Raw genomic sequence first — 26,367 nt, forward strand, 5'->3', positions numbered from 1 at the left:
TGAGATAGTTCATATCTACTTTCTTCGTAAATATCTTTATTGGAGTTTATATGGGATGAATAGCACTCAAAAGTGTATATTAGGACTAAATGGTAACTAGATAAACGTGCATATGTCGTAAATGTCTGGATCTGTTCTGATACAGCTTGCGTTCCCGGGTATTGGCTGAAAGCGGCCGCGCCGACTCAGTCGTCGCCAGCGCCCCGCTTCCGGATCTGTTTCCCACCAGCGTCTGGCGTCCGGAGCACCTGTTCGTCCGTTTCCGGCCCCAGAACTTCCACGCGGACGCTCGACACTTTGTACTCGGGGATGCCGGCGGTCGGGTCGAACGTCTCGCCGGTGAGTTTGTTGACCGCGCCGGCAGCGAAGTGCATCGGGATGAACAGCGTCCCCGGGCCGACGCGCTCAGTCACTTGCGCCTTGACAACGATGTCGCCCCGTCGGGACTCGACGCGAACGTACTCCTTATCGGCGATGCCGAGCTTCTCGGCCGTCTCGGGATGGACCTCGACGAAGCTCTCGCCGACGTGGCTCATCAGCCCCTCGACGCGGCGGGTGATCTGGCCCGTGTGCCAGTGATACAGCACGCGGCCCGAAGTGAGCGTCAGCGGATACTCTTCGTCGGGAATCTCGCCGGGGTGTCCGCCATCCGCGGGAACAAGGCGGGCCTTCCCGTCCTCGAAATTAAAGTTCCCCTCATCGTAGTCGTAGAGGTACGGCGTGCCCTCGTGGTCCTCGTCCCAGCAGGGCCACTGCAGGCCGTGCTCTTCGCCGGATTCGAGTCGGTCGTAGGTGACACCGCCGTAGATGGGCGCAAGCGAGTTGATTTCGTCCATGACCTCCCGCGGGTGGTCGTAGTCCCAGTCGTAGCCGAGGCGACGGGCTAATGCCTGCGTGATCTCCCAGTCCTGGCGGGCCTTGCCCGGCGGTTCGGACGTGGGGCGGACCCGCTGGATGCGTCGCTCTGTGTTGGTGAACGTCCCGTGTTTCTCCGGCGAAGTGGCCGCAGGGAGCACTACATCGGCGTACTCCGCCGTTTCGGTCATGAAGATGTCCTGCACGACGAGGAACTCCATGTCTTCCAGGGCCTCGGCGGCGTGCTGGATGTCGGGTTCCGAGAGCGCCGGGTTCTCACCGACGACGTACATCCCGTGGAGGTTCCCCGCGTGGGCCTCAGCGAGCATCTCCGGGACTTTGAGTCCTGGCTCCTCAGGCGGGCGCTCGCCCCACACGTCGGCGAACTTCTCGCCGACCTTGTCGTCTGCCGGGTTCTGGTAGCCCGGCAGGCTCCCCGGGAGCGTTCCCATGTCGCCGCCGCCGCCCTGCACGTTGTTCTGCCCGCGGAACGGCGAGAGGCCGGCTCCGGGTTTGCCGACCTGCCCGAGGACGAGCGCGAGGTCGGCCATCGCGATGAGGTTCTCCGTGCCGTGGCTCTGCTGGGTCATGCCCATCGCCCAGCCAAACACGACGCTGTCAGCCTCGGCGAGCGTCTCGGCGGCCGAGGCGAGTTCTTCAGGCGACACGCCTGCCAGTTCCTCGACTTTCTCGGGCGTGAACGCCTGAACTTTCTCCCTGACCTCCTCGAAGTTCTTCGTGTTGCGCTCGATGAAGTCCTCATCGTGGAGGTCGTGTTCAATGATGTATCGAATCAGGCCGTTGAGCCAGGCCACGTCGTAGCCGGGGTTGGTCCGAGTGTACTGGTCGGCGTGTTCGGCGATGCCGACCTTCCGCGGGTCGAACACGACGAGGTCGGCTCCGTCCCGGACGTTCTGCTTGATTCGCGTGGCAAGCACCGGATGGGACTCCGTCGTGTTGGAGCCGCTGATGAGGTAGGCATCGGCCTCGCCGATGTCCTCGTTGATTCGGTTGGTCATCGCGCCGTAGCCGAGCGTCTGCTGGAGCGCCGCCACCGTCGAGGAGTGACAAAGCCGTGCGCAGTTGTCGATGTTCTTCGTGCCCAGCACTTGGCGGGCGAACTTCTGGACGAGGTACGCCTCCTCGTTACTCCCCTTCGAGGAAGCGAGACAGCCCAGCGAGTCGACGCCGTGGGCGTCCTGAATCTCGGTGAAGCGCTCGGCCACATAATCCAGCGCCTCGTCCCAGGTGGTTGGTTCGAGTTCGCCGTCGTCGTTGCGGATTAGCGGTTCAGTAATCCGCTGTTCGCTGTTGGCGAACTCGTGGCCGAACTTCCCTTTCACGCATGTCGAGAAGTTGTTCGCGGGCGCGTCGTCGGGGTCATCGACCGGAACGACGCCGAGCGAGTCCCCGTCTTTGCCCCACATCTCGAACCGACAGCCGACGGCACAGAATCCGCAGGTCGTCTCCTGTTTGTCGATCTTCGAGAGCCGGTAGTCGCTGACCACGCTGGCGATGTCGAACAGTCGACCCTCGGGCATCGTGTTCGCCGCGATACTCTCGGCGGTGTGTTCGCCGGCGAGGAATGCCTTCTTGCCGTAGTCCTTGGCGATGTCGCCGGCCCGACGCTTGGCTTGCGACGCGAATCTGGCGAGGCCTTGCTTCCCCTTCGCCGCTCGTGGGTCGTCGGGTTCGAAGCCACGATTCGGGGCGGTGGTGTCGTCGATGGTCTCGGCGTCCTCGTGTTCGATGACTTTCCCGATGGAGTTTCGCTGTGTAAAGCCCGGGAGCGGGAGTGTCGCCGCGCCGTCGATACCTTTCTCGGTCAGCGAGCCGGTGGGGCAGACGGTGGCGCAGTGGCCACAGGAGACACACTCCGAGTCGTGCATGGTCTCGGCGTCGGACTGGAAGCCGATGCGAGTGTCCTCGCCGTGGCCCTCGATTCGGAGGACGCCCTCCACCTGCACGTCGTTGCAGGCGTCGACACAGCGGTTACAGAGGATGCACTTGTTGCGGTCGATCTGGATGAACGAGGAGGTATCGTCGATGGGTTCGTACTGGTCGCGCTCGTCGAAGACGCCGTACCGGGGGTGGTCGACGCCCTCGCTGATGGCGGCGTCTTGCAACTCACAGCGCCCGTTGCCGTTGCAGGTGGTACACCGGAGGTTGTGGTTCGAGAGGACGAGGTCGAGGTTGACGCTGCGGGCTTCCTCGGCGTCGGGCGTGTCCGTCGAGACGGAGAGGCCGTCTTCGGCGGGGAACGAACAGGACGGGACGATGCCGTGTTCCTCGGTCTCGACCATGCAGGTGCGACACTCGCTGCGCGGGCCGACCTCGTCGCTGCAGTCCCCGTCGCGGTCATAGTAACACAGCGCGGGCACGTCGGCGTCGCTTTCGACGCCCTCGGCACCGGGGTCGACGCTTACGATATCGTCGTCGAGGTCCTGTAAGGCGTCGATGATGGTCGCCCCCGGGGCGACTGTGACCCGCTCGCCGTCGATGGTCAGCGTTGTCGGGTCGTCCGTGTCGGTCCCCACGTCAGGGTCGTTGGCGGTGCCGGTCTCGAACTCGCTGGTGACTGGCGTCTCCGGCTGTGGGTCGTCTAGGTCTGGAACTCGTGGAATCGATCTGTCTGTGCTCATAGTTTCTCCGTACAGGTACCGGCTGGACAACGGCCGTTCGTGTGGGCTCGGAACTCGGGTTCGAACTCGTCGATAGCTGTGGTCACCGGCCGCGGCGCGTGTGCGCCGGTCTGGCAGTTACTCGACTGGCGCATCACCCGGGACAGTTCGCGTATCTTGTCGCTCTCGAACGAGCCGTCGTATATATCGCGTAGGAGTTCAGCGAGCTGTTTCGTCCCCTCGCGACCGGGGACGCATCGGCCGCTGTTCTCCATCGACGCGAACCGCGCCCGCTTTCCGACCGTCTCGACGGCACATCGGCCGGTGTCGAACAGTTCGACGACGCCGTCGGTGCCGAGACCGGCCGCCCGGAGCGACTGCGCAGTCGGTGCCATATCGAGGCTTCGGGTGACACCGCCGAGGACGCCGCCGACGCAGGCCATCTTGAACGAACCATCCATCTCGACCGCTTCGCGAACCGCTGAGAGGCTTGCGCTGGACCCGAGTTCGACGGTCGACGATGCCACAACGTCGCCGGTGACTGCGATGATTCGCGTTCCGGGGTCTGCGGCGTCAGCGTCGACGCTGTCTGGCTCGGCGATGGCCCGCTGAACGTGCGCGAACGTTCGCGGCGTGTGGATGACTGTTGGGCGTCCGTACAAGCCTCGTTTAGCTGGCGATGGTGGCTGAAGCCGTGGCTCGATGCGGTCGGCCCCCTCCAGTGCTTCGAGCGCCGCCGTCGGTTCGCCGGCACGGAACTCGTTCGGGCCGGCCACCAGTTGCGGAACGACTGGCAGGCTGTCGCCGACTGCGTCGATTGCTTCTCGGAGGTCCGCTTGCAGGTCTGTCTGCGACTCGCTCACATAGATGACAGCATCGCCGGCGTCCACGTGCTCGGCGACTGCTGCAATCCCGTCGAGGACTGCCATCGGTGCGCCAGAGAGAAGCGTGTCGTCGCCCGTCGGGAGGTCGCTGGCGTCGTTGGCGTTGCAGACGACCACCGGGTCACCGTCGGTTGTACTGGCCGTTTCCCACGTCTCGGCGACCGGTTCGTCAGCGGCGGCGTCCCCGCGGCCCCGGCCCAGCAGCCCGACTGCTGCTGCAGCGTCGGCGGTCTGCTCGGACGAGACGAACGACCAGTCGGCCGGTTCGAGCGGGGCCACCCAGCCGCAGGGACCCAGTACGTCGCGGCGGCCGACAGAGAGCGGACCGTGCTCCGGAAGGGGAAGCGATGCGGTCTCGGGGTTGTGGTCGACGACGGCGTCCGCATCGGCTGTCGGTACTGTCCCCCCTTCCATCTCGTCAATGAGATCACGGACGGTTGCCGGCGACGGGGCACCGTAGAAGGCTGTCCGTCCGCTACTCGTGAGCATCACCAGCGGCGTGACCGCTGTGATGCCCGTCGGCCCCGTCCTGACGACCGGGACCGAGTCCGCTGCCGTCCGTGCCGCAGAGTGGACCCGGTCCCCGCTCTGTGACCGGTCATCCGTCGACACGCGGACGACGGTCGAATGACCGAGGGCCGTGGTTTCCTGTGTCATACTCTGTGCGTCGTGCTGAACGATTAAAAACCCAGCCGAATGCCCCCAGTGCCATCGGCTATAGTCGAGTCGTCGACCCGCAGAACATATCAGTTGCTTATACATTGATGGGGCAGCGATAGTCGGATCGTTCCGTCGAAACAATGAGGCAGCAGGACGTTACCACAATCGAAACGATGAACCCACGGTTCGAGGAAGTCAAGACGGAGGCGTCGGCCGCGATAACTGAGGACGACCTGCGCTCAGTGTACACAGGCATCATCCACGAGGACGGCCGTCACGAGTACTACTTCGGCAACGACACCGAGGAGGCCGCTGAACTCCGCGAGGCGGCGGCCATACAGCTCGGAATGTTGCTTCGCGTCCTCGCTGACCGCTCGGAAAGTAGCGTCGACGAACTGACGGCCCTGGCCGCTGAACGGGCCGATCAGATGGAGCTACGGTAGGAGACGGAACGGCTGCCTTCGGCTAGTCGGTGGTGGCGATAGCTTCGATTTCGACCGCTGGACCTTTCGGGACCGCACCCACGCCGACGGCGCTCCGCGCCGGTGGGTCCGATTCGAAGAACTCGCTGTAGGCCTCGTTGAACGCGTCGAAGTCGTCGATGTCGTCGAGGTAGACAGTCGTCTTTAGCACATCGTCGAGCGAGAGTCCGTCGGACTCCAGAATCGCCTCGACGTTGTGGAGACACTGTCGCGTCTGCTCGGCGACCGGTTCGTCGTCGAGCAGTTCGCCGTCTGTCGTTAGCGGGAGCTGTCCGGCGGTGATGAGGAGGTCGCCGTTCGACGTTGCCTGACTGTACGCCCCGACTGCGGCCGGTGCCTCGTCGGTGCTGATTACGCGCTTCATACCCGGACAAATCTGCCCTCATTGCATAAATCCCGGTCACACTCACACAACGTTCTCGAGAGCTTACCAGTTGTGTCCAGTCACTGATTGATGACGACAATCGCGGTCAACGCCAGTCCGATGCCCGCGGCTTTCCTCAGTGTCATCGACTCCCCGAATGCGATGACACCGATGACTGCGGCAGTAATAAAGTACATCCCGCCGATTGTGGAGACTACCGACGTCGACCCGACAGTTACGCCGACGAATGTCGAAACCACGCCAACGGCCGCCGCGACACCAGCCGCGAACGCGAACAGTAGCCCCCGGTTCGTGACGACGAGAGACGCGTCAGAGATAGCGACATACATACCAGTGACGACTGTCGCGGCTGCATACGACACGAACGCCGCGGTTTCCGGGTCCATTGTAGTCGATGCGACGTTCCCAAACGCGATCCAGAACCCCCAGGCTATCATCGTTCCCAGGCCGAACAGGACGGCGGCGTTCATCTGTCCGACCTCCGCGTGAGTCGGTTCCAACTCTTTCTGAGCGCCTCTGGCGAATGGCTACATCTGGCCGCGTGCAATCGACGCATTGATTCGATTGTACGGGACCAGCTGTCTTGAGTGCGATGTCCGCTTGCCGCGTGTTTTTTATATCGACTCCGACAAGAGTGTGACAATGGCTAACGTCTCAGAAGACTCGTCGGAACGGACACTCGAGGACGTGTTCTACCCTGCCGACAGGATTCCGTTCGTCGAGTGGGACGAGCTATCCGGTGCGAAGCCGACGGTCGTCCTGACCGGCGTGGTCGCACTCTTGGCGTTCGTGACCGGCCTTTCGAATCTCAGCCAGGCGTCGCTTGCACTCAATGGTCCACTGACCGCAGTGGTCGACCTTCCGTTACCTTTCGTCCGATTCGGCGGAGTGCTGTTCGCGTTCATCCTCGGCATCGTGACGGTCGGGCTCCAGCGGCGCAAACAGCTTGCTTGGCGTGTGGCAGCTGTCGTGCTTCTCGGTCTGGTCGTACTGCCGCTTACCACGCTTCAGCCTACGGACATCCCCCTGCTGGTGATGACGCTGGTCACGTACCCGTTGGTAGTCCGAAACCGACACCGGTTCGACCAGTCGCTTGACCTCTCGCCGATCCAGATCGCGTCGCTGTCGGCGATTTTCGGCGTCGTTCTCTACGGGACTGTGGGTGCGTACGGACTTCGGGGCCAGTTCCTCGAACTCGACAGCTGGGGCGATGCCGTGTATTACGTCGTCGTCACTATCGCCACGGTCGGCTACGGCGATATCACACCTGTGACGGCGGAGGCACGGTGGTTTTCGCTCTCGATTATCCTGTTCGGCACCGGCGCGTTCACTGTCGCCGTGGGCGCGCTCATCGGGCCGGCTATCGAATCCAGAATGGCGACAGCGTTCGGAGTCATGACTGCATCAGAACTCACACTCCTTGAGGACCATATCGTGGTCCTGGGGTACGGAGACGTTACGGCATCGCTACTTGAGGAACTGGGTGACGAGACCGAAGTGGTTGTGGTCACGCCCGACGAGGGAACGGTCGCGTCGCTGCAGGGCGAAGGCGTGAACCTGCTCACCGGCGACCCCACCGACGAGGAGGTGCTCAAAGACGCACGCGTCGGGACTGCGAGCGGCGTTGTGGTGGGAAGTAACGACGACGCACGCGACGTGCTGGCCGTCATCGCAACGAAAAACGTCAATCCGGACATCCGCACAGTCGCGGCGGCGACAGACGAGAAACACGTCGAGAAGTTCCGCGCGGTCGGGGCGGACGAGGTTATCAACCCCCGTTCTATCGGTGGGCGGCTCCTCGGGCAGTCGGTACTAGGTCGCGGGCCGACCGAGTCGCTACTAACCGAAATCGAGACCGACGACGGGAGCGACCCTGTTGACTCCGAGTGACCCAGCCACCTTCAGCGACGCTGGTCTCCACAGCTACAGTCCCAGTTTCAGTGGCGTTCTGGGATAGTAATATATGTATTCGACACTGAATATCGAGGTATGGCCACCTCGGACGCCAGTGGCATTTCGGAGATCGTCGGCCGGCTACTGGTGCCACTCTGTGCCGCGTCCGGGGCGCTCGTACTCGCAGGGTTCTTTTTTCCGACCCTCGTCGGCGAGGCCGTGACCGGCCCGGCGTGGTTGACCGTCGCCCTCGTATTCTTCACGTCGGGACTGTGTTACATCGCGCTGCTTCCGTACTCCGAGGACGCCACCGCGCCAGCCGCGGCCGATGTTTTCCTCCGGGTCCGCCAGACCGATGTCCGGCAGGCCGTCCGGGAGTTTCTCACCCAGCACGAGCCGGCTATCCTCGTGTTCCCGGTACTCGTGTTCGCCGGGTTTTTCGGCCTACAAGTTGCATTCCCGACACGGACGACGGGCACTGTCGATGCTGCGGCGGCCACGGTGCTGCGTAGCGGCGGCCCGCTGTTTCTCGCTGCTGTCTTCCTCGCTGTCTGTTACTGCCTGTTCCTGCTGGTGGGGCCCTGGGGCGACATCAAACTGGGCGGTCCGGACACGGAGCCCAGCTACACGTACCCGACGTACTTCACGCTCGTGTTCACTGCCGGCATCGCGGCCGGGCTGGTGTTCTGGGGGCCCACTGAGGCTCTGTTTCACTTCGACCAGCCGCCGCCCTACTTCGGTGCCGCCGCTGGGTCGCCGGACGCTATCAACGGCGCGCTGGTGTACACGCTCTTTCACTGGGGCGTCTCGGCCTGGAGCGCATACGCTGTCATCGGCGTCCCGATAGCGTACTTCGCGTTCACGCGAAGCGCACCGCTCCGGGTCTCGACGGTGCTAGCACCGGTGCTGGGCACTGACGGGCTGGATTCGGCATGGGCCAAACTGGTCGACACGCTGGCTGTCTTCGCTACTATCGGTGGCATCGCCACTTCGGTCGCGCTCGTGAGCGAGCAGTTCCTCGCTGGCATCAATTACCAGTGGGGCGTCGCGGCGGGCGAGGTCGGCCCGGTCCTGTTCGTCGGCGGACTGACGCTGATATTCGTCGTCTCCAGTGCAACCGGGATTCACCGCGGCATCCGTCGCATCGCCGGTCTGAACATCGTCCTGTTCGGCCTGTTCGCGCTCCTCGTCGTCGCCGTCGGGCCGCGGTCGTTCATCCTCCAGCGCGGGACGCAGGCCCTCGGGACATACGTGGTAGAGTTCGTCCCGATGAGCCTTCACACCGGCGGGCAGTGGGTCGCGGAGTGGACCGTCTGGAACTGGTCGTGGTGGTTCTCTTGGGCTCCCTTCGCCGGGCTGTTCATCGCCGCACTCTCCCGCGGTCGCCGGGTCAGGACCGTTGTGTTCACGAGCGTCGTCGCGACCTCGGCGGCGACGATGGTCTGGTTCCTGTTGCTCGGTGGCACGTCGCTGTTCGTCCAGCAGACGGGCCGGGCCGATATTCTCGCCGCTATCGCACAACGCGGTGGTTCGGAGGCTGTCGCCGGGTTCCCGCTGCTGTCGTCGCTGCCGCTGGGACAGCTCCTCATGTTCCTGTTTCTCGCGCTCATCATCGTGTTCATGGCCACATCGGCGGACACCTCGACACTCGTAGTTTCAGTTCTGGCGACGCGACGGGAAATCGCGCCGTCGGCGACGCATATCGTCTTCTGGGGCATTTTCCAGGGCGCGGTCGCCGTCTCGGTGTTGCTTCTCGGTGGTGCTGAAACGTTACAGGCACTGGCCGTCCTGACTGGCGGCCCGTTCGCCGTGATCTCTCTCGTGGCGGTCGGCGGGCTGACCGTGACCTGGTACCGGAACGAGCGGGACCATACGTCACTCGTCAGGCACGCCGTCAGGAAACTGCCGGACATCCAGACCCATCACGACGTGGACCCACCCGAAGAAAAGTAAGTCGCGCCGACGGTGCGGTTTCAGGCCTCGGCGATCCCGGTACAGAAGTTCTCGACCAGCTGTTTCCCGGCGTCGGTGAGAATGCTCTCCGGATGGAACTGGACGCCGATGTGTGGTTTCTCGGCGTGCTGGACGCCCATCACGACCCCCTGCTCGTCGTTGGTGTGGGCCGTCTCTTCCAACTCGTCCGGAAGCGCTGTCGCTTCGACGGCCAGCGAGTGATACCGCCCCACCTCGAACGGGTCGTCGACCCCGTCGTACAGCTTCGTCCCGTCGTGGCGGACCTCTGATGGTTTCCCGTGGACTACGTCCGGCGCGTGGCCCACAGGGGTTCCGTGGGCTGCACAGAGTGCTTGATGACCTAAACAGACGCCGAGCGCCGGGTACTCTGTTTCGGCAAAAACGTCGATTGACACGCCGGCCTCCGCTGGTGTTCCGGGGCCAGGAGAGACGACGATGCCATCCGGATCGAGGTCGCGGATGCCGTCCACGTCGATAGCATCGTTCCGGCGAACCGTGACCTCCTCGAACTCGCCGACGTACTGAACCAGGTTGTAGGCGAAGGAATCGTAGTTGTCGATGATGAGTATCATCACGTCCCCTCCATTGGCTCGGTCCCGGACTCAACCGCAAACGACCCCTGTTCGCCTAAGGCCTCATCGACAGCAGTGACGAGCGCCCGGGCCTTATCCAGCGTCTCTCGGTACTCCGCCTGTGGAACGGAGTCGTGGACGATGCCGCTCCCGACCCGGAGCCGGTACTCCCCGTCGTAATGGACCAGCGTCCTGATTGTGATGTTCAGCGTCGCCCGGTCGTCGAAGCCAAACACCCCTATGCTACCGGTGTAGGGCCCCCGTTGGGTTTGTTCCACCTCGTCGATAATCTCCATCGTCCGCGGTTTCGGCGCACCCGTTATGGTTCCGCCAGGGAACACTGCGGCGACCGCGTCGGCGATGCTCACCTCGTCTCGCAACTCCCCTTCGATGAGAGAGACGAGGTGCATCACTTCCGAATACCGGTCGACGCGGCGGTACTCGGCGACATCGACGGACCCGTACTCGCTGACCTTTCCGAGGTCGTTCCGTTCGAGGTCGACAAGCATCGCGTGTTCGGCCCGCTCCTTCTCGTCGCTGCAGAGGTCCGCCTCGAGTTCCTCGTCTTCGGAGGGTGTATCGCCCCGCGGCCGCGTCCCGGCAATCGGCTCCGTAAGTAACTGGTCGCCGTCGACATCCAGCAAGAGTTCCGGGCTGGCGCTGACGAGGTCGACGCCGGGGGACTCCAGCAGCGCAGAGTACGGGGCCGGATTTACCCGGCGGACGGCGTCGAACGTGTCGACCGGGTGGACGGCCGCCGGGGCGGTCAGCCGGTGGGACACGTTCGTCTGGAACGTGTCGCCGTCTCTGACGTACTGTTTTATCTGCCGGACACGGTCGGCAAACGCCGCTTCGCCGCACTCGCTCTCGAACGTGGCCTGCGTCGCAGCAGTCGGCTGGGTCTCGATGTGTCGCTCGCCGTGGATGGCGTCCTCGGCCAGTTCGCGGGCCAGCTCCTGGCCGCGCTCGAATGCCGCTTCTGGTGACCCGTCGACTACGGGGCAGGCCGTCACGTGTACTTCGACCTCTCCGTCATGTGGTTCCTCCCACGCAGCGACGCAATCGAATACGCCCAACTGGAGCCGTGGGAGACCGTCCGAAACAGTTGTCTCCGGGATGTCTTCGAGCTCCCGTGCCACGTCGTACGACAGCCAGCCGAACGCGCCACAGGGATACGGAACCCTACAGTCGCCCCGTTCGAGGTGTTCGCGGTCGAGTAGCTCGTCGATGGTCTCGATACTCGGACTACCGCCCTCCTGTGCAGGCGTCGCCCCTGCAGCGACCTCGATTTGCTCGACCGGATCGACACCGAAGTATCCCCAGCCGGACTGTCCGCCGGTCGTCTCGAGATAGAACCCGTCTGCATTCCCATCGCGGGCGCGGCGATACGCCTCGAACGGATCGGTGACTGTGACGCGCGCTTCGACCGGTACGCGAGCGCCGTCAGGGGCTTGCTCTGCAGTTTCGAGGAACGATTCTCTGTCGGTGCTGAACCGGATATCAGTCATAGTGCAGTTGCTCCCGGACGAGAGGCTCATGCCTCCCGGTATGGTTATGTAGAGCAAGCATGGGTCGGAACAAAAACTTTCGGTCCCTTGCGCCTCCGGCCGATATACTGTTGAATTGTAGACCGCTTGTGGTTGCCCGCTGGACGAATAGCCGGTGGGACTTCAACGGTTGGACTATTCCGCATCACCCACTATACCTGCGGGGTTTGAGAGAGGTATCGAACGCTTGCCCGGTCCCGACTGCTGACTGACAGTAGCGGTCCCTACTCCCGAACACCTTCTCGGGAAGCTCCGGGCTCAGAACGAACCCAGCAATAATGACTACAATAATCGACGGTAACGAAATCGGCGACCAGATCACAGACGGCGTCGCGGCGTGTACGGATATACTCATCAACGAGGGTGTCACGCCGGGGCTGGCGACTGTGCTGATGAGCGACGACGGCGCGAGTGAAACGTACATCTCGATGAAACAACAGGCCTGTGAGGAAATCGGCATCGAGGGATTTCATCACGAAATTAGCGCGGACGAACCGGCCGAAACGCTATTTTCGACCATCGATGAACTGAACGATGACCCGGCAGTTCACGGAATCCTTGTCCAGATGCCGGTCCCCGACCACGTTACCAAGCGCGACGTATTAGAGCGCATCGACCCGATGAAAGATGTCGACGGGTTCCATCCCGAGAACGTAGGCCGGCTCGTCGCGGGAAACGCACGGTACAAACCCTGCACGCCCCACGGAATACAGAAAATACTGGCAGAAACGGGTGTTGAGACGGAGGGGAAAGACGCCGTCGTCGTCGGCCGCTCGGACATCGTCGGCAAGCCGATGGCGCACCTGCTCATCCAGTATGGGCCTGGCGGGAACGCGACGACCACCGTGTGTCACTCCAGGACTGACGACCTTGCGGAAAAGACTCGTAACGCCGACATTGTAATCGCTGCCGCTGGGGTTCCGGAAATGATAGACGGATCCATGCTTTCGGACGGCACGACGGTCATTGATGTCGGCATCAACCGGGTTGACGCTGACACGGACAAGGGGTACGAACTCGTCGGCGACGTGGATTTCGAGAGCGCGAAAGCGAAGGCGGACGCCATCACGCCGGTTCCCGGTGGAGTCGGACCGCTCACCATTGCGATGCTGATGTACAACACTGTGAAAGCGGCTAGCCTGCAGTCAGGCGTCGATATTACACTCCCGTAAGACTGGACTGCCCGTTTAGCGGGAGCCTGCCTGTGCTGCTACACTGTCTCGACTTCGCCACATTCCGGGCACGTAATCAGGAGTTCACCGGCCGGGTTTTGCCCTCCTTCAATGACGTTGTGTCCGCTGGCACACTGTTCGTGCATGTACACTTCATGGCTATCGTGCTCACGCAGCCAGATGTGGCCTTCCTCCGGTGCTGAAACGATGCCATGGCAGAAGTAGCACTCACCGTTCATACAGAATCGATGACAAGCCAATATGATATAGCTATCTCTCACTGTGAGATTCTGCTCGTTTTCAGTGCTACTGTGCCAACGAGAACACAACATGTAGACAATAATATAACTGTTGTTTCAAAACTAAGATGCTTCAGCCCAACCGTCTGATATGGACTACTGCTATACCGGCGACACACATGAGAGACTGTTCGCGGCGTACCAGGGCGACGAAGCGCCCTTCCCCACCCAGACTCAGATGGAGTTCCCGCGGCGAGAGCACCGCCGAGCGGAGGTCGACATCCTCAAACGGCTGTTCTTTCCGACCTGCTGGAACGCCGCTGCACTGGTCCGGGACGAACTCGCTGTTCTGGACCAGCTCGACACCCTCGGTGGGCTCTTCTATTCCGGCATCAGACCGTACTCGGGGGCGGACCCCGCAGAGACAGTCGCTACCGTCATCGACCAACTCCCGACTGTTCGCGCTCGCCTGAAAAAAGATGTCGAGGCCGCGTTCAAAGGCGACCCGGCGGCGAAGACGTACATGGAGATTATCCGGTCCTACCCGGGGTTCATGGCGATACTCGTACAACGGGTCGCACACACCCTCTACGAGGCCGGGGCCTCCGAGTACGCTCGCGAACTCACCGAATACGCAAAGACTGAGACCGGCATCGACATCCACCCCGGTGCCGAGATCGGCGACCACTTCTTCATCGACCACGGAACCGGTGTCGTCATCGGCGAAACCACCACTGTCGGGGAGTGGGTCCGCCTCTATCAGGACGTGACGCTTGGCGCGCTCCACTTCGAGGCCGACGAGAGCGACGAACACAGACTCAAGAAGGGATACAAACGGCATCCGGATATCGGCGATCATGTCGTCATCGGCGCGGGCACGAAAGTTCTGGGCGCTATTAGCGTCGGCGACCACGTCAGCATCGGGGCGAACTCCTGGGTCACTGACGACGTTCCGGACGATACGAAGGTGTACGTCACGGACCACCCGACGCAGGAACGGAAACGAACCAACTAACACTGAAACCGGTACTGCGCGGGTTCTGAGACTGCACAGATACTACCAATCGGCCGGAAGAACAGTTCTGAATAGTGTAAGCGCCCCCGAATCACTCATAATGCCGTTTGTTCAGTCCATCACGAAACCGATCACTGTACTTATACATTAGAATAACAACTGTACCAGCATTAGGGTCTGTTCCTACCGCTGCCCTCTAGTCATCACCAGGAACGAACTCGGCGACTCCGCTCAGGTCTCGTGACCAGACGCCCTCACCGAGGTCGAGTCCGTCGTTCCACTTCCCTACAACGGTCGAAACTGCGAGGTCGCCAGTGACGTTGTTCATCGTCGCAACCCGTCCGAGGATCGGGTCGACGCCGGCAACGAACCCAACGACCTCCAGCGGGAGGCCGACCTGTGTGAGAATCACAGTGAGCATGACGATGCCCGCCCCCGGAACGCCAGCGGTTCCGATACTGATGAGGACGGCCACAATCAACACGAAAACCTGTTCAGTAAGCACCAGTGGCTGTCCGACGACGTTCGCGGCGAACATCACGGTGACTGCCTGCCGGATGGCAGCCCCGTCCATGTTCGCCGTTGCACCGACTGGAAGCGTGAACGAATACACTCGCTCTGCGATCTGCAGGTCTTCGTCCGCATTACGCATCGTGACGGGGAGCGTTCCGCTCGACGACCGAGTCGCGAACGCAGTCACCATCGCATCTCTCGCCCCGCTGAGGAACGCAATCGGGGAGACATCGGCAACCACGCCCATCAGGAAAACGAGATAAGTGAAGCCGATGTGAATGGCGATTGCGATAGTGACTGCCAGCACGAGTTCGCCCAGCGAGGAGAACAGGCCGATACCTTCAGTGCCGATTCCGGACGCCATCAACGCGAATACGCCGAGCACACCGAATTCGAGCACCCCTCGAACGATGACGAACATCGCTTCAGACCCACTTCGAAGGCCTCGAACACTGAATCGACACTCTCTGCGAGCGCGTCCTGCTGGGCGCGGACGTATGTCAGCGCGATTCCGAAGACGATGACAAAGAAAACCGTTGCCAGCAGATTGCCCTCCGCGAGCGCCGCGACGGGATTGTTCGGCACGATTCCGAGAACGACATCAAGCAACGACGGCGGCGCTTTCGATTGCGCTTCACCGCCGCCGAATTCGAGCCCACGGCCCGGCTGGAGCACGTTTGCAACCGCGAGGCCAATGATGCCTGCGAGGGTCGTCGTCAGGGCGTAGAGTCCGACTGTCGCACCGCCGATCTTTCCGAGCTTCGCAGGGGAGAGCTGCCGAATCCCGGTCAGCAGTGTGAAGACGATAATCGGGATGACCAGCATATTGAGCAGACGAAGGAAGAGGTCGCCCACTGGTCTGACTACAGCCATCTGTTCCCCGAACGCGATACCGGCACCTGCGCCCAGTATGAAGGCGACAAAGATGCGCCAGATGAGCGGGATAGATCGATACCGGCTCCATAGCGTGCGAATGGGTTGTATCATATTACACAGCAACGGGCGGTCTTATAAAAACCCGTTAGCCCTGCCAGTATGTGCACGCGGCTATGATGCGGTCTGCTCTTACAAGATTCCGTTTGGAGCCGGGTATATTATCAAATGCCAAGTACTGCCAGTGATCCCCTGAAAAGATAGCAAAATAGCGGTTGCAATTCAGTTGTCTCCAGAAGTGCGACGCCGTTGCCACTCCGGTCTGACGGTCATTCTTACCGCCTTTCGCTCCACTGTCGATTTCTTGAATCCGGCAGCATCGGCAACCGAGTGATAGCCTGCAGGCTCTGTTCCCGATCAGTCGGCCGGTGGACTGGTTTTCGGTTCGACGACCCGACGAAGCTCCGCTCGCAGCGCCGTCCACTTCGCCGCGATGAATCCCAGCAGGATACACGCGAACCCACCGACGGTGGCGAGCGTGACCTGCTGACCGAGCACAAGCCAGCCGGCGAGCGCGGCGAACAGGGGGATGATGTACTCGATGAAACTCATCTCGATTGGACCTAGCTGGTCAAGTAACCGGAAGTACAGCAGGAAACCGCCGATACCGGCGACGACAGCCAAATACAACAGCGCCGCAAGCGCGGACGGCGTCCACGATGCGTCCGCAAACGACTGTCCGGGAAGTACGAGTACGGTGAGATGGAGGACAGCGGCTCCGATAGCCATCAACCACGCCTGTGTGGCCAGAAACGATATCGACGGGCTGGTGTCGTGCGTCACGACGGCCGGAATGGCAAACGCCAGCGCTGCCGCGAACACGAGCGCGATTCCGATCGTGCTGCTGAGGAGGTTCGCCGGGTCGGGGTCAGCAATGACGATAACGCCGGCGAACCCGAGTACCACGCCGACTCCCGTATTCGCGGTGAACGTGTCATCGCTGGACGCGAGTTTTGTGAGCGCGGGCGTTACGACGGGAACGAGACCGAGCAAGACGGCGGCAACGGCTCCGGTGACGTACTGTTGCCCGGTGAACAGGAATACGTGATGCACGCCAATCATAAGTGTCCCACCAGCGAGGACATACACGTAGTCGTCGCGGGTCTGTGGCCGTTCTAGTGAACCTGTGATGGCCAACGCGGCAAACAGGAGGACGGAGGCGATGTCAAAGCGGACGGCAGCGAACGGTACCGGCGGCAGGTCGGCGAGGCCGACATCAGTCGCCATGAATGCAGTACCCCAGATTGCAGCGAGGAGGAGATAACAACCGGTCGTTCGATAGCGACTCATTCAGTTGTCTGTCACTACCCGACAGTAAAAGAGCCGTCGAAGCTGTCGCAAGTTGCTAGATGTTGCCACTGCGCCAGCGACCACTTGACGCAGTGCCGATGGCCGGGCGGCATCTGTCTAGGGCTCTGTTGAAATCCTCAGAGGATTACTGGATCGAGCAGTAGTTTGACCGGCTGCTGCTTGACGAACTTATTGAGATGACTCGGATTTGGAGAACAATTGATCTCGAGGAACTCCCGTCACTCTCGACGTTGTGTAAGGCGTTCGATCGAAACTCTTGCCTCAAACGGAGGTACGGTTCGTTCATCCGCTCAAGGCACTCGTGGAAACAATTTAGAGAGGTCACGATCATCTGTCTTACTCACAACCTTGACCGGGCATTCTAATCGAGGGAGCAGATGCTATGACCCCTGACGCTCAAGATAGTCTTCGAGTGCCGCGATGACTGCCTCGTCGTCGATAAGGTAGCGTCGGCATCGAATGTCGATGTAAGGTACTGTCCGGTGGAGGACAATTGCGTTATTGGTCACGCTGAAGCTTTCAAATCTTGACCATGGGATGAGACGACGGGAAGCGAACCATTGCCCTTCTCGACGTTGCTCTAGGCCCGCCGATGTCGCGCGATACGTGCGCTCGGTAACCATTGAGCTGAGCATAAACACGGGTACAATCCCACCGGGCAGGACGGTAGTTGCCGCTCTCCATCCCAGTTGCCAGACGGCCAGTCCAGCGAGAAGGCCGACAACCGCAAGCGTGCCAACCATGAGCTTAAGCCGAGCGCGTTGCGGCCACCCTGCCCTCCACTCGACGGCGATGTCGGCGTCGTCTACCGTCGCGTTCGCCAGCTGAGTGCGGGCCATGAGGACGAGGTACCCGCCCAGTGTCGTGGCCACGACCCCCAGCAAAAAGCCGATGAATCCAACGAGATTGGCCGCGCTGTCCGCTTGGAGATCGGTAACGGCGAACGCAACGAACAGGAGAGAGTGAAAGGAATATAGACCCATTGGGAGGATGCCGACAGCGGGGATGAGGACCGCAATCCAGACCGAGTCAAACCACGCAACGAGTTCGCCCTGCCGGGAAACTATCCATGTGACAGTGACGGTGAGGACTGCCCCCACTGCTCCAAGCGAGCCGAGCGTAGCTGGCCAACTTACCACCTGCAGCCGCTGTACCACGATGAGTAATAGCGCTGGTGAGAGCAGCGCGGCGACGTAGACTCCAGCCACAAGACTGAACCGTCTGTCCAGTTGTTCCGGCGTCTGGAACGGGTCACGACTGGAGCGGACCTGCATACGCAATCTGTCTCTTAGACTGTCAATATAGCCTTCGATATGTCTGCTTTGTTGAATAGCGGTGCTGGCGGAGGCTGTCGAAATTTGAGCCGGCTTGTTAGCAGTTGCAGCTGGTGGTCTCAAAATCGCTACCGTCTCTCCGTAACTCAGAGGTCACTATTCAACATGGCAGATATATCAGTTCTCAACCGTGGGCCAGTATAAAAGGTATCAAGGAGATTATATTTCAATAGAGCCGTCTGAGGAATACACGGTCGAGACCGGAACGTCAGTGAGTAACGTCGATAGCGGCCCAGTTCACACACCGAAAGCCAAGCCTTCTTGAGAATGGGTATTTGGATGTAATCTATGCCATATGGGGTGGCATATTTCGGTTATGGGGACATATATCGCAGAAGATAATGAGGAAGGTGTATATTTGAAAGTATATGCCCCCATCAGTGGGTATTGGGCTACAATGTCCGAATATGGCTCTGTAACTTTCTGATATCCGCACTTTCGATGATTGTATCCGCTGCGTCAATTGCTGTTTCAGGAACGCGGTCGTCCGGGTCGAACAACACCGCGGTATCTGCCTCAGCGAACGCCTCCGTATCTGTGTGTGAATCGCCGATATAGGTGATCGATGGGGGGTTCTGCTTGATTCGAATCTTTCTCAGTAATTCACCCTTCTCGTCTGGACCGACACCGACATCGATATCCAAAACACGTCCATCCTCGAACCGAAGCCAGTTTCCACGAATAAACGCCGGTTCGTACGGTTCGAACTGTGTCGCAAGGTTTGCCACGCCGGCACTGAGGATGCCGAATCGGACATCCGTTCCCTGGAGGTGTTTGAGGAGGTCGACAGCACCTGCTTTCGGCTTGACAGCCTGTGTCGCGCGCTCAATGTCCAACTTGGTGACATCGTTCGCACGCCACACATCGACCGCTCCTCGACACCACTCTGCAAACGTAATTTCTCCGGCCTCGAACTGGGCCATCAGCGTCTCAGCTTCGGGTGTCGTTCCATAGAGGGTGTGCAATAGCTCGAACCCGCCGCGCTGTCGAGTGAGCGTCCCGTCGAGGTCGAACACTACCAGCTGTGGCATACTACCGTTCCGCAACAACCTCTATTTCAACGTCAATATCCACTGGCAGTTTAACGACCTCCACGGCGCTGCGAGCGGGATAGGGTGGAGACATGAGTTCACCGTACACCTCGTTCACCTCGTCGTAGTACCGCATATCCTTCACGAACACCGTCGATTTCACCACATCGTCGAGCGAAGCGCCACCGGCCTGCAGTACGGCAGCGATGTTCTGGAGTGTGCGCCGAGTCTGTTCACCGGCCGTGCCCTGGATTACCTCACCGGTATCCGGGTCGACTGGTCCCTGTCCAGACACGTAAATACGGTCGCCGCTAGCGATTCCCTGCGAGAACGGGCCGATACTATCAGGTGCGTCGTCAGTTGTTAGTTCTTCCATGGCTGTTTAATTGGGTGTCGGCTTTTCGTCCGCATCGTAGACCTCGTTGATGAACGATGTTGGCAGGCTCGTCGTCAATCCGCCGTCGAGCACCAGATTCTCACCGGTAACGAAACTCGACATTTCGGAGGCAAGGAACAGCGTCGTATCAGCGACTTCTCGCGGTGTGCCGAACCGCCCGAGCGGATACTGGTCGAGCCAGCGTTCCCGGGCGCTCGTTTCACCGGTCCGTTCCTCCGTGTTTTCCATCTCTGCACGCCTGTTCGCTGTTTCGATGGTCGCCGCTGAGATAACGTTCGAGCGGACCCCGTGTTGCCCGTAGTGGGCGGCGATGTTTCGGGAGAGCGTCAGGAGTCCGCTTTTGGCCTCGGAGTAGCCGGAGAGACCGATACCGAACAGGCCGTTAACCGAGCCCATGTGGATTATCGAGCCCCCGCCAGCGGCGACCATTGCTGGCAGTACCTCTTTGCTCAGGAGGAATTGGCTCTTCAGGTTCAGGTCGACCATCGATTCGAAGGTCTCCTCGTCACACCGGTGCAACAGGTTGGCGGACTCGTCTGCCCCGCCAGCGTTGTTCACAAGCACGCGGATGTCCCCGAATTCTTCGATGGCCGTGTCGACGAGATTCCGCACTGCCTCCCGGTCTGTAACGTCACACTCGACCGGGACGACGCGGCCCTCGTGTGTCTCGGTTAGCTCCGTCGCAACCGCTTCCACATCCTCGTAGGTACGCGAGCAGACGACGACGTCGCCACCCGCTTCGGCGAACCGGGCTGCGATTTCGCGCCCGATACCCCGCGACGCGCCAGTCACAATGGCCGGCCGGTCCGCTAATGTTAGCTCTACCATGACAGGGTCACCCACGTAAGCTGCCCTCTTGAAAGTTGCTCTTGGCCGCTCATGTGACTCGATACTCCTCGATGGCGGCCATGTCGATAGAGACTCCGAGGCCAGGTCCCTCCGGAGCCGGAAGACAGCCGTCGCTGACCTCGAACGGTGCCTCGATGACGTCCGCTTCCCAGCCGTAGTACGTCGAATCCGGGGGCAGTGAAAAGCCCGGAATGCCGGTGACCCCGTGGAGGATCGCCGCAGTCCGAATCCCCAAATCGAATGCACAGTGGTGGGTAAAGGGAACTCCGGCGTCTTCGAGGATAGCGGCCTGCTGTCGAATCCCACTGATGCCGCCGGCCGGGGTCAGGTCGATAACGCCGACATCCATCGCACCAGCTTCCACGAGCGACTGCAGATTATGCGAAATATAGGTGTCCTCGTTCGGCGCGATCGGTTGACGGAGCCGCTGACGGAGCCGAGCTAGTGACGTGTGTGAATCGACCCGAATCGGCTGTTCCATGTACTGTAAGTAGATGCCCTCGTCTTCGAGCATCGCGCCGACCCGAACCGCCTGGTCGAGTGTCCAGCCCTGATTCGGATCGAGTCGGAACTCTAGTTGCCCGTCGACTTCATCGTGCATCGCTTTGATTCGCTCGACGTCCTGTCGCCAGTCCCGCCCAGCCTTCGTTTTGAGGACAGTGAAGCCAGCTTCGAGCGCTTCTCGCGCCTTGATACGGGATTCATCGGGAGAGAGGATCCCGAGACAGAAGGCAACGGGAACGTCAGCGGGTGCAGTACTGTTGCCATCGACGCTTTGTCGGTGTTGCTGGGTCCCCTGTGTCGGTGCTGTCCATCCGCCGAGCAGTTCGTACACCGGTTTATCGAGGGCTTTTCCAACGATATCCCAGCAGGCTGTTTCGACGGCGGCAAAGAACATATCGACGTTCGTGTACTCGACGAACACCTGTCGACGGAGTCGCTCGATTTCGAACGGTGACTGGCCCTGAATCATCGGTCCGACGCCGTCTTCGATAATCGACTCGGTGGCCGATGGTGACAGGAAGACGCGCATCTCGCCCCAGCCGCTGATCCCCTCATCCGTGTCGACACGGACGAGGACGCGTTCCATCGAGTGTAGTTTCCCGTGGTTGGTCACGTACGGCCCGATGCCGAGATGCTCATCCAAGTCAGCCAACGGTACATCTACAGTTACCGCTGACACGCCGGTTATCTCCATGCACTCCTGTCATTCGGGAACCGATATCAAAGTACCGCTTCCCCCGCTCGTACTGCTGGGTGTATCCGCGTGAGGATATCGCTACGCCGTGGCAGCACCGCTCTTGACGGGATATCACCTGACAATATCAGGCCACTGTCTCGATGGCTGTTTCGACCCACTCCAGTGACTGCTCCGGAAGCAGTCCGTAATTATAGAACGAGAGGCGCGGCACTCCCTTCGAGTCGAGGGTTTCGACGATATCGACCACGGTAGCCTCGTCGTCGATAGCCGGATGGCCCGGCAGGAGACCAACGTGGAGCGGCACGTCATCGATCACCTCCTCGACGGCGTTGTACGCATCTATGACCGCTTCGCTCGTCGACTCGTATGCCGGCAGACAGTAGTAATCGACGTGGTCCGAAAGCGCTTGCAGGTCGGCCCCGACGATCCACTCGCGGCCGGGTTCCGGTGCGCCGACGTAGTAGCCAAGCGGTGTCGTTCCCGCGGCGTCAGCCAGCGAGGCGTACAGTGACGACAGCGTCCGCTCGCGGACATCGACGTATGCAGCGACAGTACTGTGGTCCGCAAGCCAAGCCTCCGGTGCGCGGTTGTGTGACAAATCGCCGGCGACGATATCGTCCAGCGTGTTGGCTACTGTTTCGCGCGCCCGTTCAGTATCGACACCCGCGGCTGTCGCATTCTCGCGACACTGTGGACAGAAACACACTCCGAGTAGGAACTCTCCGAGTATGCCCAACTGCGCGTGAATCTTCTGGTGGTGCCACCCGAACCCCGTCCCGTAGAAGTAATCGAACGTTTCCAGTTCGATCCGAGCGAACTCATCGCGGGACGACAGATCCGAGACCAGTGCCGAGAGATACGTCTGGACTGCGGGCTGGGACGGACACAGGCCGAAGATCAGGTCGTCACCGTGTGCTGATTCCAGCGTATACTCGGGGCTGGCCATCCCGAGCCGGGAGTTGTGGCAGCCGACCGTCCAGGAATTGAGTGTCAGCTCCGATAAGCTGGTGGCGACATCCGCGACCCAGTCTCCGTTCATCCGCTCGTACGGAACCGGTTCGAGGTCCCCGTACTCCGGGCCTGGCTCGAAATACGAACTCGCGCGGGCAAACAGCGTTCGCCGCTCCGGATTGTGTGGCGTGAACGCCTGCACAGTGTGATAGTTCGTCGCGAGGTTCAGCTCGTCGATGCCGATGTCACGCAGTCGCGTCTCTACTTCGGCTGGCCCCTCGTCGAGCAGGTCCCACGGGTACGCCCACATCGCGAATTCCATACGCGAACCACTGTCGCGGTGATAATAAAAGTAGAGGCGGTTACTCCTTGACCGCGCCAGCCGTCATGCCAGCCACGATATACTCCTCCAAGAAGGCGAATAGGATCAATAGCGGGATAATACCGAGGACAGAGACGGTGAGCATCATCCGCCAGTCGGTCTGCAACGCACCGACCATCGAGAAGACACCGCGTGGGATGTTGTACTTCGCACTGTCAGTGAGGAAGGTGAGCACGAACAGCAGTCGGTTCCACGCGTAGAGGAACGTGTAGGTGATACTGGCGACAAGCGCTGGCTTCGTCAGCGGGAGCACGATCTTCGTGAGGATCTGCAGTTGGCTCGCGCCGTCGATACGGGCTGATTCCTCGAGCGCGACGGGGATCGTCTTGAAGTACCCGTACAGCATCCAGACGTTGAACGGCAGCGTGAACGCCGCTGCTGGAACGATCACAGCCAGATAGGTGTTGAACAGCCCCAGCTGCGTGATAACGTCGAAGAGACCGACGATCAACACGACCGGTGCGAACATCTGAACGACCAGCACGGCGAGGAGGAAGGTTCGCTTCCCCACGAAGTCGTTCCGGGCACACGAGTACGCGGCCGGGATCGCTAATAGAAGCGTCAACACGACCGTTCCCACCGAGATAATAAAGCTGTTCCCGACCCAGAGCAACACGTCGGTCTGTGTCCAGACCTGCAGATACGCCTGGATGCTGGGGTCGCTGGGGACCAGTGTCGCCGGCGCGGCGAAAATCTCCGACTCCGGCTTGAGCGTACTCGAGAACATCGCGTAGAACGGCAACATCATGAGCCCGAGCAGTCCGATCAGCACGCCGTAGAGGCGGACTTTGCGGAGACTGCTCCGGTCGTGGCCTGCCATCGTCATAGCTCGTCACCTCCGCGCGTGTAAATGCGCAGGTAGATGATGGCAAAGACCAACAGGAACAGGAACCCGATGACACTGTAGGCCGCTCCGCGCCCGAGGTTCCCGTTCTGGAGGCCCACCTGATAGATGTGGATGACGAGCGTCGCCGTCGAACTGATCGGTCCGCCACCGGTCATCGTCCAGATGACGTCGAAGCTGACGAACGTCCAGATCGTCGATAGGAGCGTGGCGATCAGGACGACGCTTTTCAGTTGTGGCAGTGTGATGTACCGGAACTGGTGCCACTTCTCAGCACCGTCGATAGCTGCTGCCTCGTACAGCTCCTGCGGTATCGATTGCAGCCCCGCAAGGAAGATGATCGCCATGAACGGCGTTCCGATCCAGATATCAGCCACGACGACGCCGAGCCACGCCAGACTCGGGTTTCCGAGGATACCGATACCCTGTTCGATGATGCCGAGTTTTAGCAAGATCGCGTTGAGGTAGCCGAACTGCGGGTGCTCTATCCACCGGAACACCACAGCGGAGATCGCGTAGGGAATCCCCCACGGGATGAGAAACGCCGTGCGGAAGAACTTCCGACCGCGGATATCTCCCTTGAGGTGAACGGCGATGAGCAGTCCCAGCAGTGTCTTGCCCGCGACACCGGCGACGACCCAGCGACCGGTCTGCCAGAGCAGTCGGTAGAAGATGTCGCTGTTGAATATTTCGACGTAGTGCTGCAGTCCGATGAACGTCTCGATGTTGGAGTCGGCGGGTGACTGGTACAGCGACAGCCGGAACGTCTCGATAATCGGGTATCCGACGACGGCCAGCAGGAACACCGCTGCAGGGGCGATGAGGAGGTACGCGCGGCTATTGCGCTGGACGTACGCGAGCCCTCGTTCGAGACGTGAGCCATCGGACGCCTCGGTGTATTCCTCTGCCAAACTCATCCCTGTCTGTCACTCCATAGCATCTTCGAGATCACTCTGGGCATCGTTGAGCGCTTTCTGCGGCGACTTCCGGTCCGCCAGTGCTTCCTGAATCGCCTGGACCATCCGGTCGTTAAATTCGCTGAAGTTACCGAGCTTCGGTCGGGCGCGGGCGTACTGCCCCGCCTCGACGAACGGTCCCCAGTTCTTCGATTCTGAAAAGTACGAGCGCTCGCCGACGGCTTCGACGACGGGGAGGAACCCTTTCTGCTTCGAGTACTGGAACCGTCGCTCCTCGTCGAAGTAGAACCGAATTAGGTCCCGGGCGAGGTCCTTGTGTTCGCTCTGACTCAGGACGGCTAGCGTGTCGATGGTGAACAGGCTGTACCGGCCCTCTGGGCCACGCGGCACCTGCACGATACCGTAGTCGAAGTCGACGTCACCGTTTTCTTTCGCGGCGGTGATGTTGAGTCCCGTGTACACGTGCCCAATGACCATCCCGAGGTCACCGTTCTCGAACAGTTGCCGGATGTCCTGCCGCGTCGAGGAGAGCGGTGACGACTGTGTGACGTTGTGTTCGAGGTGGAGGTCGGTGTACAACGAGAGGGCATCGACAGCCTCACTGGAGTTTACGACCGGCATTCCCTCGTCGTCGATGAGGTCTGCACCGTGTGACCAGTGGTAGTGGTAGTACTGCGACCCGGTTTCGATCGCGTCGGCCCCCGCAAGGCCCAGTGCTGGGACGCTCGCGTCACTGTCGCGGATCTGCGTTGCGGCATCCAGCATATCCTGCCACGAATCGAGCGATGGGTCTTCGGGGTCGAGCCCCGCCGTCTCGAAGACGTCCTTGTTGTAGTAGAGGCACTTGTTCGAGGCGGCCCACGGCACGCCGTAGTGGGAGCCGTTGTACATCGTCCCTTCGGCCACGCCGTCGTAGAACTGTTCACCGAACTCCCCGTCCATCATGTCATCGAGCGGTTCCAGCGCGTCTTTGCCCACGAGCTGGGGGATCCAGCGCGCAGGCCACCGACTGACATCGGGTGCTTCGCCGCCGTCGACGCGGTTGTTCACGGTTTGCCGTGCGTTGTCCCACGTAACGCTGGTGAACTCTACGTCGACGTCGTGTTCGTCCTCGAAGGCCGTGTTGTTCTCCTCGAAGAACTGCTTGATGTTGTCCCCGACGCCCATCGTGAGGAACTGCACGCTCTGCGAACCGCCGTCGCCGCCATCACCGCCGCTCCCACTGTCACCATCTCCACCGTCACCGCCGCTTCCACCGTCGCCGCTACACCCCGCGATGGCGATAGCGCCGCCTGCGCCGAGTGCTTGGAGGAGCCGCCGGCGGTCGATACTGTCCTCGACAGACCTGTCGTTGTTATCGGGCTGCATCATTAATGTCACCTATTTCCATGTACATAGTTCTTTG

The 26,367-nt window shown here is 60.9% G+C and carries 22 protein-coding genes and 3 pseudogenes; 7 read left to right on the plus strand and 18 right to left on the minus strand.

What is annotated here, in order from left to right; translation table 11 throughout:
- Positions 1-185: 185 nt before the first annotated feature.
- Positions 186-3,497 carry a formate dehydrogenase subunit alpha gene (gene fdhF, locus C443_RS01040; protein WP_005532947.1) on the minus strand — a complete coding sequence of 1,104 codons (3,312 nt, stop codon included), beginning with the start codon at positions 3,495-3,497 and terminating at the stop codon, positions 186-188.
- Entirely contained in the window at positions 3,494-5,017 is a 1,524-nt protein-coding gene (locus tag C443_RS01045; RefSeq protein WP_005532949.1) for an NADH-ubiquinone oxidoreductase-F iron-sulfur binding region domain-containing protein, read from the minus strand. The genes fdhF and C443_RS01045 overlap by 4 nt, the downstream gene beginning before the upstream one ends.
- A 176-nt stretch (positions 5,018-5,193) precedes the next feature.
- Here C443_RS01045 and C443_RS01050 point away from each other — a divergent pair, with 176 nt between their 5' ends.
- Positions 5,194-5,463, plus strand: a complete 270-nt coding sequence (locus tag C443_RS01050) for a hypothetical protein (RefSeq protein ID WP_049943836.1) — start codon at positions 5,194-5,196, stop codon at positions 5,461-5,463.
- A 22-nt stretch (positions 5,464-5,485) separates the two neighbouring features.
- On the opposite strand, the gene C443_RS01055 is transcribed toward C443_RS01050, so the two are convergent.
- Together C443_RS01055 and C443_RS01060 are read right to left on the minus strand one after the other, a co-directional pair.
- Positions 5,486-5,866 carry a Rid family detoxifying hydrolase gene (locus C443_RS01055; protein WP_005532953.1) on the minus strand — a complete coding sequence of 127 codons (381 nt, stop codon included), beginning with the start codon at positions 5,864-5,866 and terminating at the stop codon, positions 5,486-5,488.
- An 80-nt stretch (positions 5,867-5,946) separates the two neighbouring features.
- Positions 5,947-6,357 (minus strand): EamA family transporter, encoded by a 411-nt coding sequence (locus C443_RS01060; protein WP_049943807.1) that lies wholly within the window; start codon positions 6,355-6,357, stop codon positions 5,947-5,949.
- A gap of 172 nt (positions 6,358-6,529) precedes the next feature.
- On the opposite strand from C443_RS01060, the gene C443_RS01065 reads away from it, so the two are divergent.
- Together C443_RS01065 and C443_RS01070 are read left to right on the plus strand one after the other, a co-directional pair.
- Positions 6,530-7,777: an NAD-binding protein gene (locus tag C443_RS01065; RefSeq protein ID WP_005532957.1), complete on the plus strand. Its 1,248-nt coding sequence runs from the start codon at positions 6,530-6,532 to the stop codon at positions 7,775-7,777.
- Between the two features lie 99 nt (positions 7,778-7,876).
- A complete protein-coding gene (locus C443_RS01070) occupies positions 7,877-9,733 on the plus strand; it encodes a BCCT family transporter (RefSeq protein ID WP_005532960.1) in 1,857 nt (618 codons plus the stop codon).
- A gap of 20 nt (positions 9,734-9,753) precedes the next feature.
- On the opposite strand, the gene C443_RS01075 is transcribed toward C443_RS01070, so the two are convergent.
- Positions 9,754-10,326 (minus strand): anthranilate synthase component II, encoded by a 573-nt coding sequence (locus C443_RS01075; RefSeq protein WP_005532962.1) that lies wholly within the window; start codon positions 10,324-10,326, stop codon positions 9,754-9,756.
- Complete coding sequence (locus C443_RS01080) at positions 10,326-11,834, minus strand: anthranilate synthase component I family protein (RefSeq protein WP_005532963.1); 1,509 nt, start codon at positions 11,832-11,834, stop codon at positions 10,326-10,328. The genes C443_RS01075 and C443_RS01080 overlap by 1 nt, the downstream gene beginning before the upstream one ends.
- A gap of 317 nt (positions 11,835-12,151) precedes the next feature.
- Here C443_RS01080 and C443_RS01085 point away from each other — a divergent pair, with 317 nt between their 5' ends.
- Positions 12,152-13,045 (plus strand): bifunctional methylenetetrahydrofolate dehydrogenase/methenyltetrahydrofolate cyclohydrolase, encoded by an 894-nt coding sequence (locus C443_RS01085; RefSeq protein ID WP_005532965.1) that lies wholly within the window; start codon positions 12,152-12,154, stop codon positions 13,043-13,045.
- 38 nt (positions 13,046-13,083) lie between these two features.
- Here the strand turns inward: C443_RS01085 and C443_RS01090 are convergent, their stop codons facing one another.
- A complete protein-coding gene (locus C443_RS01090; RefSeq protein WP_005532967.1) occupies positions 13,084-13,284 on the minus strand; it encodes a hypothetical protein in 201 nt (66 codons plus the stop codon).
- A 151-nt stretch (positions 13,285-13,435) separates the two neighbouring features.
- Between C443_RS01090 and epsC the strand changes: the two genes are divergently transcribed.
- Positions 13,436-14,299, plus strand: a complete 864-nt coding sequence (gene epsC, locus C443_RS01095; RefSeq protein WP_005532969.1) for a serine O-acetyltransferase EpsC — start codon at positions 13,436-13,438, stop codon at positions 14,297-14,299.
- Positions 14,300-14,495: 196 nt separating this feature from the next.
- Here the strand turns inward: epsC and C443_RS01100 are convergent.
- Positions 14,496-15,799 (minus strand): annotated as a pseudogene (locus C443_RS01100) (dicarboxylate/amino acid:cation symporter).
- A gap of 303 nt (positions 15,800-16,102) precedes the next feature.
- A complete protein-coding gene (locus C443_RS01105; RefSeq protein ID WP_005532970.1) occupies positions 16,103-17,035 on the minus strand; it encodes a DMT family transporter in 933 nt (310 codons plus the stop codon).
- A 170-nt stretch (positions 17,036-17,205) separates the two neighbouring features.
- On the opposite strand from C443_RS01105, the pseudogene C443_RS22345 reads away from it, so the two are divergent.
- Positions 17,206-17,307, plus strand: a pseudogene (locus C443_RS22345) (IS5/IS1182 family transposase); the annotation flags it as partial.
- Positions 17,308-17,421: pseudogene (locus tag C443_RS21045) on the plus strand (IS5/IS1182 family transposase); the annotation flags it as partial.
- A 15-nt stretch (positions 17,422-17,436) separates the two neighbouring features.
- Here C443_RS21045 and C443_RS01110 read toward each other — a convergent pair.
- The 9 genes from C443_RS01110 to C443_RS01150 form a co-directional block, all read right to left on the minus strand.
- Positions 17,437-18,330: a hypothetical protein gene (locus tag C443_RS01110; RefSeq protein ID WP_005532972.1), complete on the minus strand. Its 894-nt coding sequence runs from the start codon at positions 18,328-18,330 to the stop codon at positions 17,437-17,439.
- A 452-nt stretch (positions 18,331-18,782) separates the two neighbouring features.
- On the minus strand, positions 18,783-19,421 hold the full coding sequence (locus C443_RS01115; protein ID WP_005532974.1) for an HAD-IB family phosphatase: 639 nt from the start codon (positions 19,419-19,421) through the stop codon (positions 18,783-18,785).
- A 1-nt stretch (position 19,422) separates the two neighbouring features.
- Positions 19,423-19,797, minus strand: coding sequence for a Rid family detoxifying hydrolase (locus C443_RS01120; RefSeq protein ID WP_005532976.1), 375 nt, complete (start codon positions 19,795-19,797; stop codon positions 19,423-19,425).
- A 6-nt stretch (positions 19,798-19,803) separates the two neighbouring features.
- Positions 19,804-20,646 (minus strand): SDR family NAD(P)-dependent oxidoreductase, encoded by an 843-nt coding sequence (locus C443_RS01125; protein WP_049943808.1) that lies wholly within the window; start codon positions 20,644-20,646, stop codon positions 19,804-19,806.
- A gap of 49 nt (positions 20,647-20,695) precedes the next feature.
- Positions 20,696-21,865, minus strand: a complete 1,170-nt coding sequence (locus C443_RS01130) for a mandelate racemase/muconate lactonizing enzyme family protein (protein WP_005532981.1) — start codon at positions 21,863-21,865, stop codon at positions 20,696-20,698.
- Positions 21,866-21,992: 127 nt separating this feature from the next.
- Positions 21,993-23,141: a hypothetical protein gene (locus C443_RS01135; protein WP_005532982.1), complete on the minus strand. Its 1,149-nt coding sequence runs from the start codon at positions 23,139-23,141 to the stop codon at positions 21,993-21,995.
- 40 nt (positions 23,142-23,181) lie between these two features.
- Positions 23,182-24,027: a carbohydrate ABC transporter permease gene (locus C443_RS01140; RefSeq protein WP_005532984.1), complete on the minus strand. Its 846-nt coding sequence runs from the start codon at positions 24,025-24,027 to the stop codon at positions 23,182-23,184.
- Positions 24,024-24,962 carry a carbohydrate ABC transporter permease gene (locus tag C443_RS01145; RefSeq protein ID WP_005532987.1) on the minus strand — a complete coding sequence of 313 codons (939 nt, stop codon included), beginning with the start codon at positions 24,960-24,962 and terminating at the stop codon, positions 24,024-24,026. Before C443_RS01145 ends, C443_RS01140 begins: the two co-directional genes overlap by 4 nt.
- 9 nt (positions 24,963-24,971) lie before the next feature.
- On the minus strand, positions 24,972-26,330 hold the full coding sequence (locus C443_RS01150) for an ABC transporter substrate-binding protein (protein WP_005532989.1): 1,359 nt from the start codon (positions 26,328-26,330) through the stop codon (positions 24,972-24,974).
- Between the last annotated feature and the right edge of the window lie 37 nt (positions 26,331-26,367).

This window comes from Haloarcula argentinensis DSM 12282 (genome assembly GCA_000336895.1).
GTDB lineage: Archaea > Halobacteriota > Halobacteria > Halobacteriales > Haloarculaceae > Haloarcula > Haloarcula argentinensis.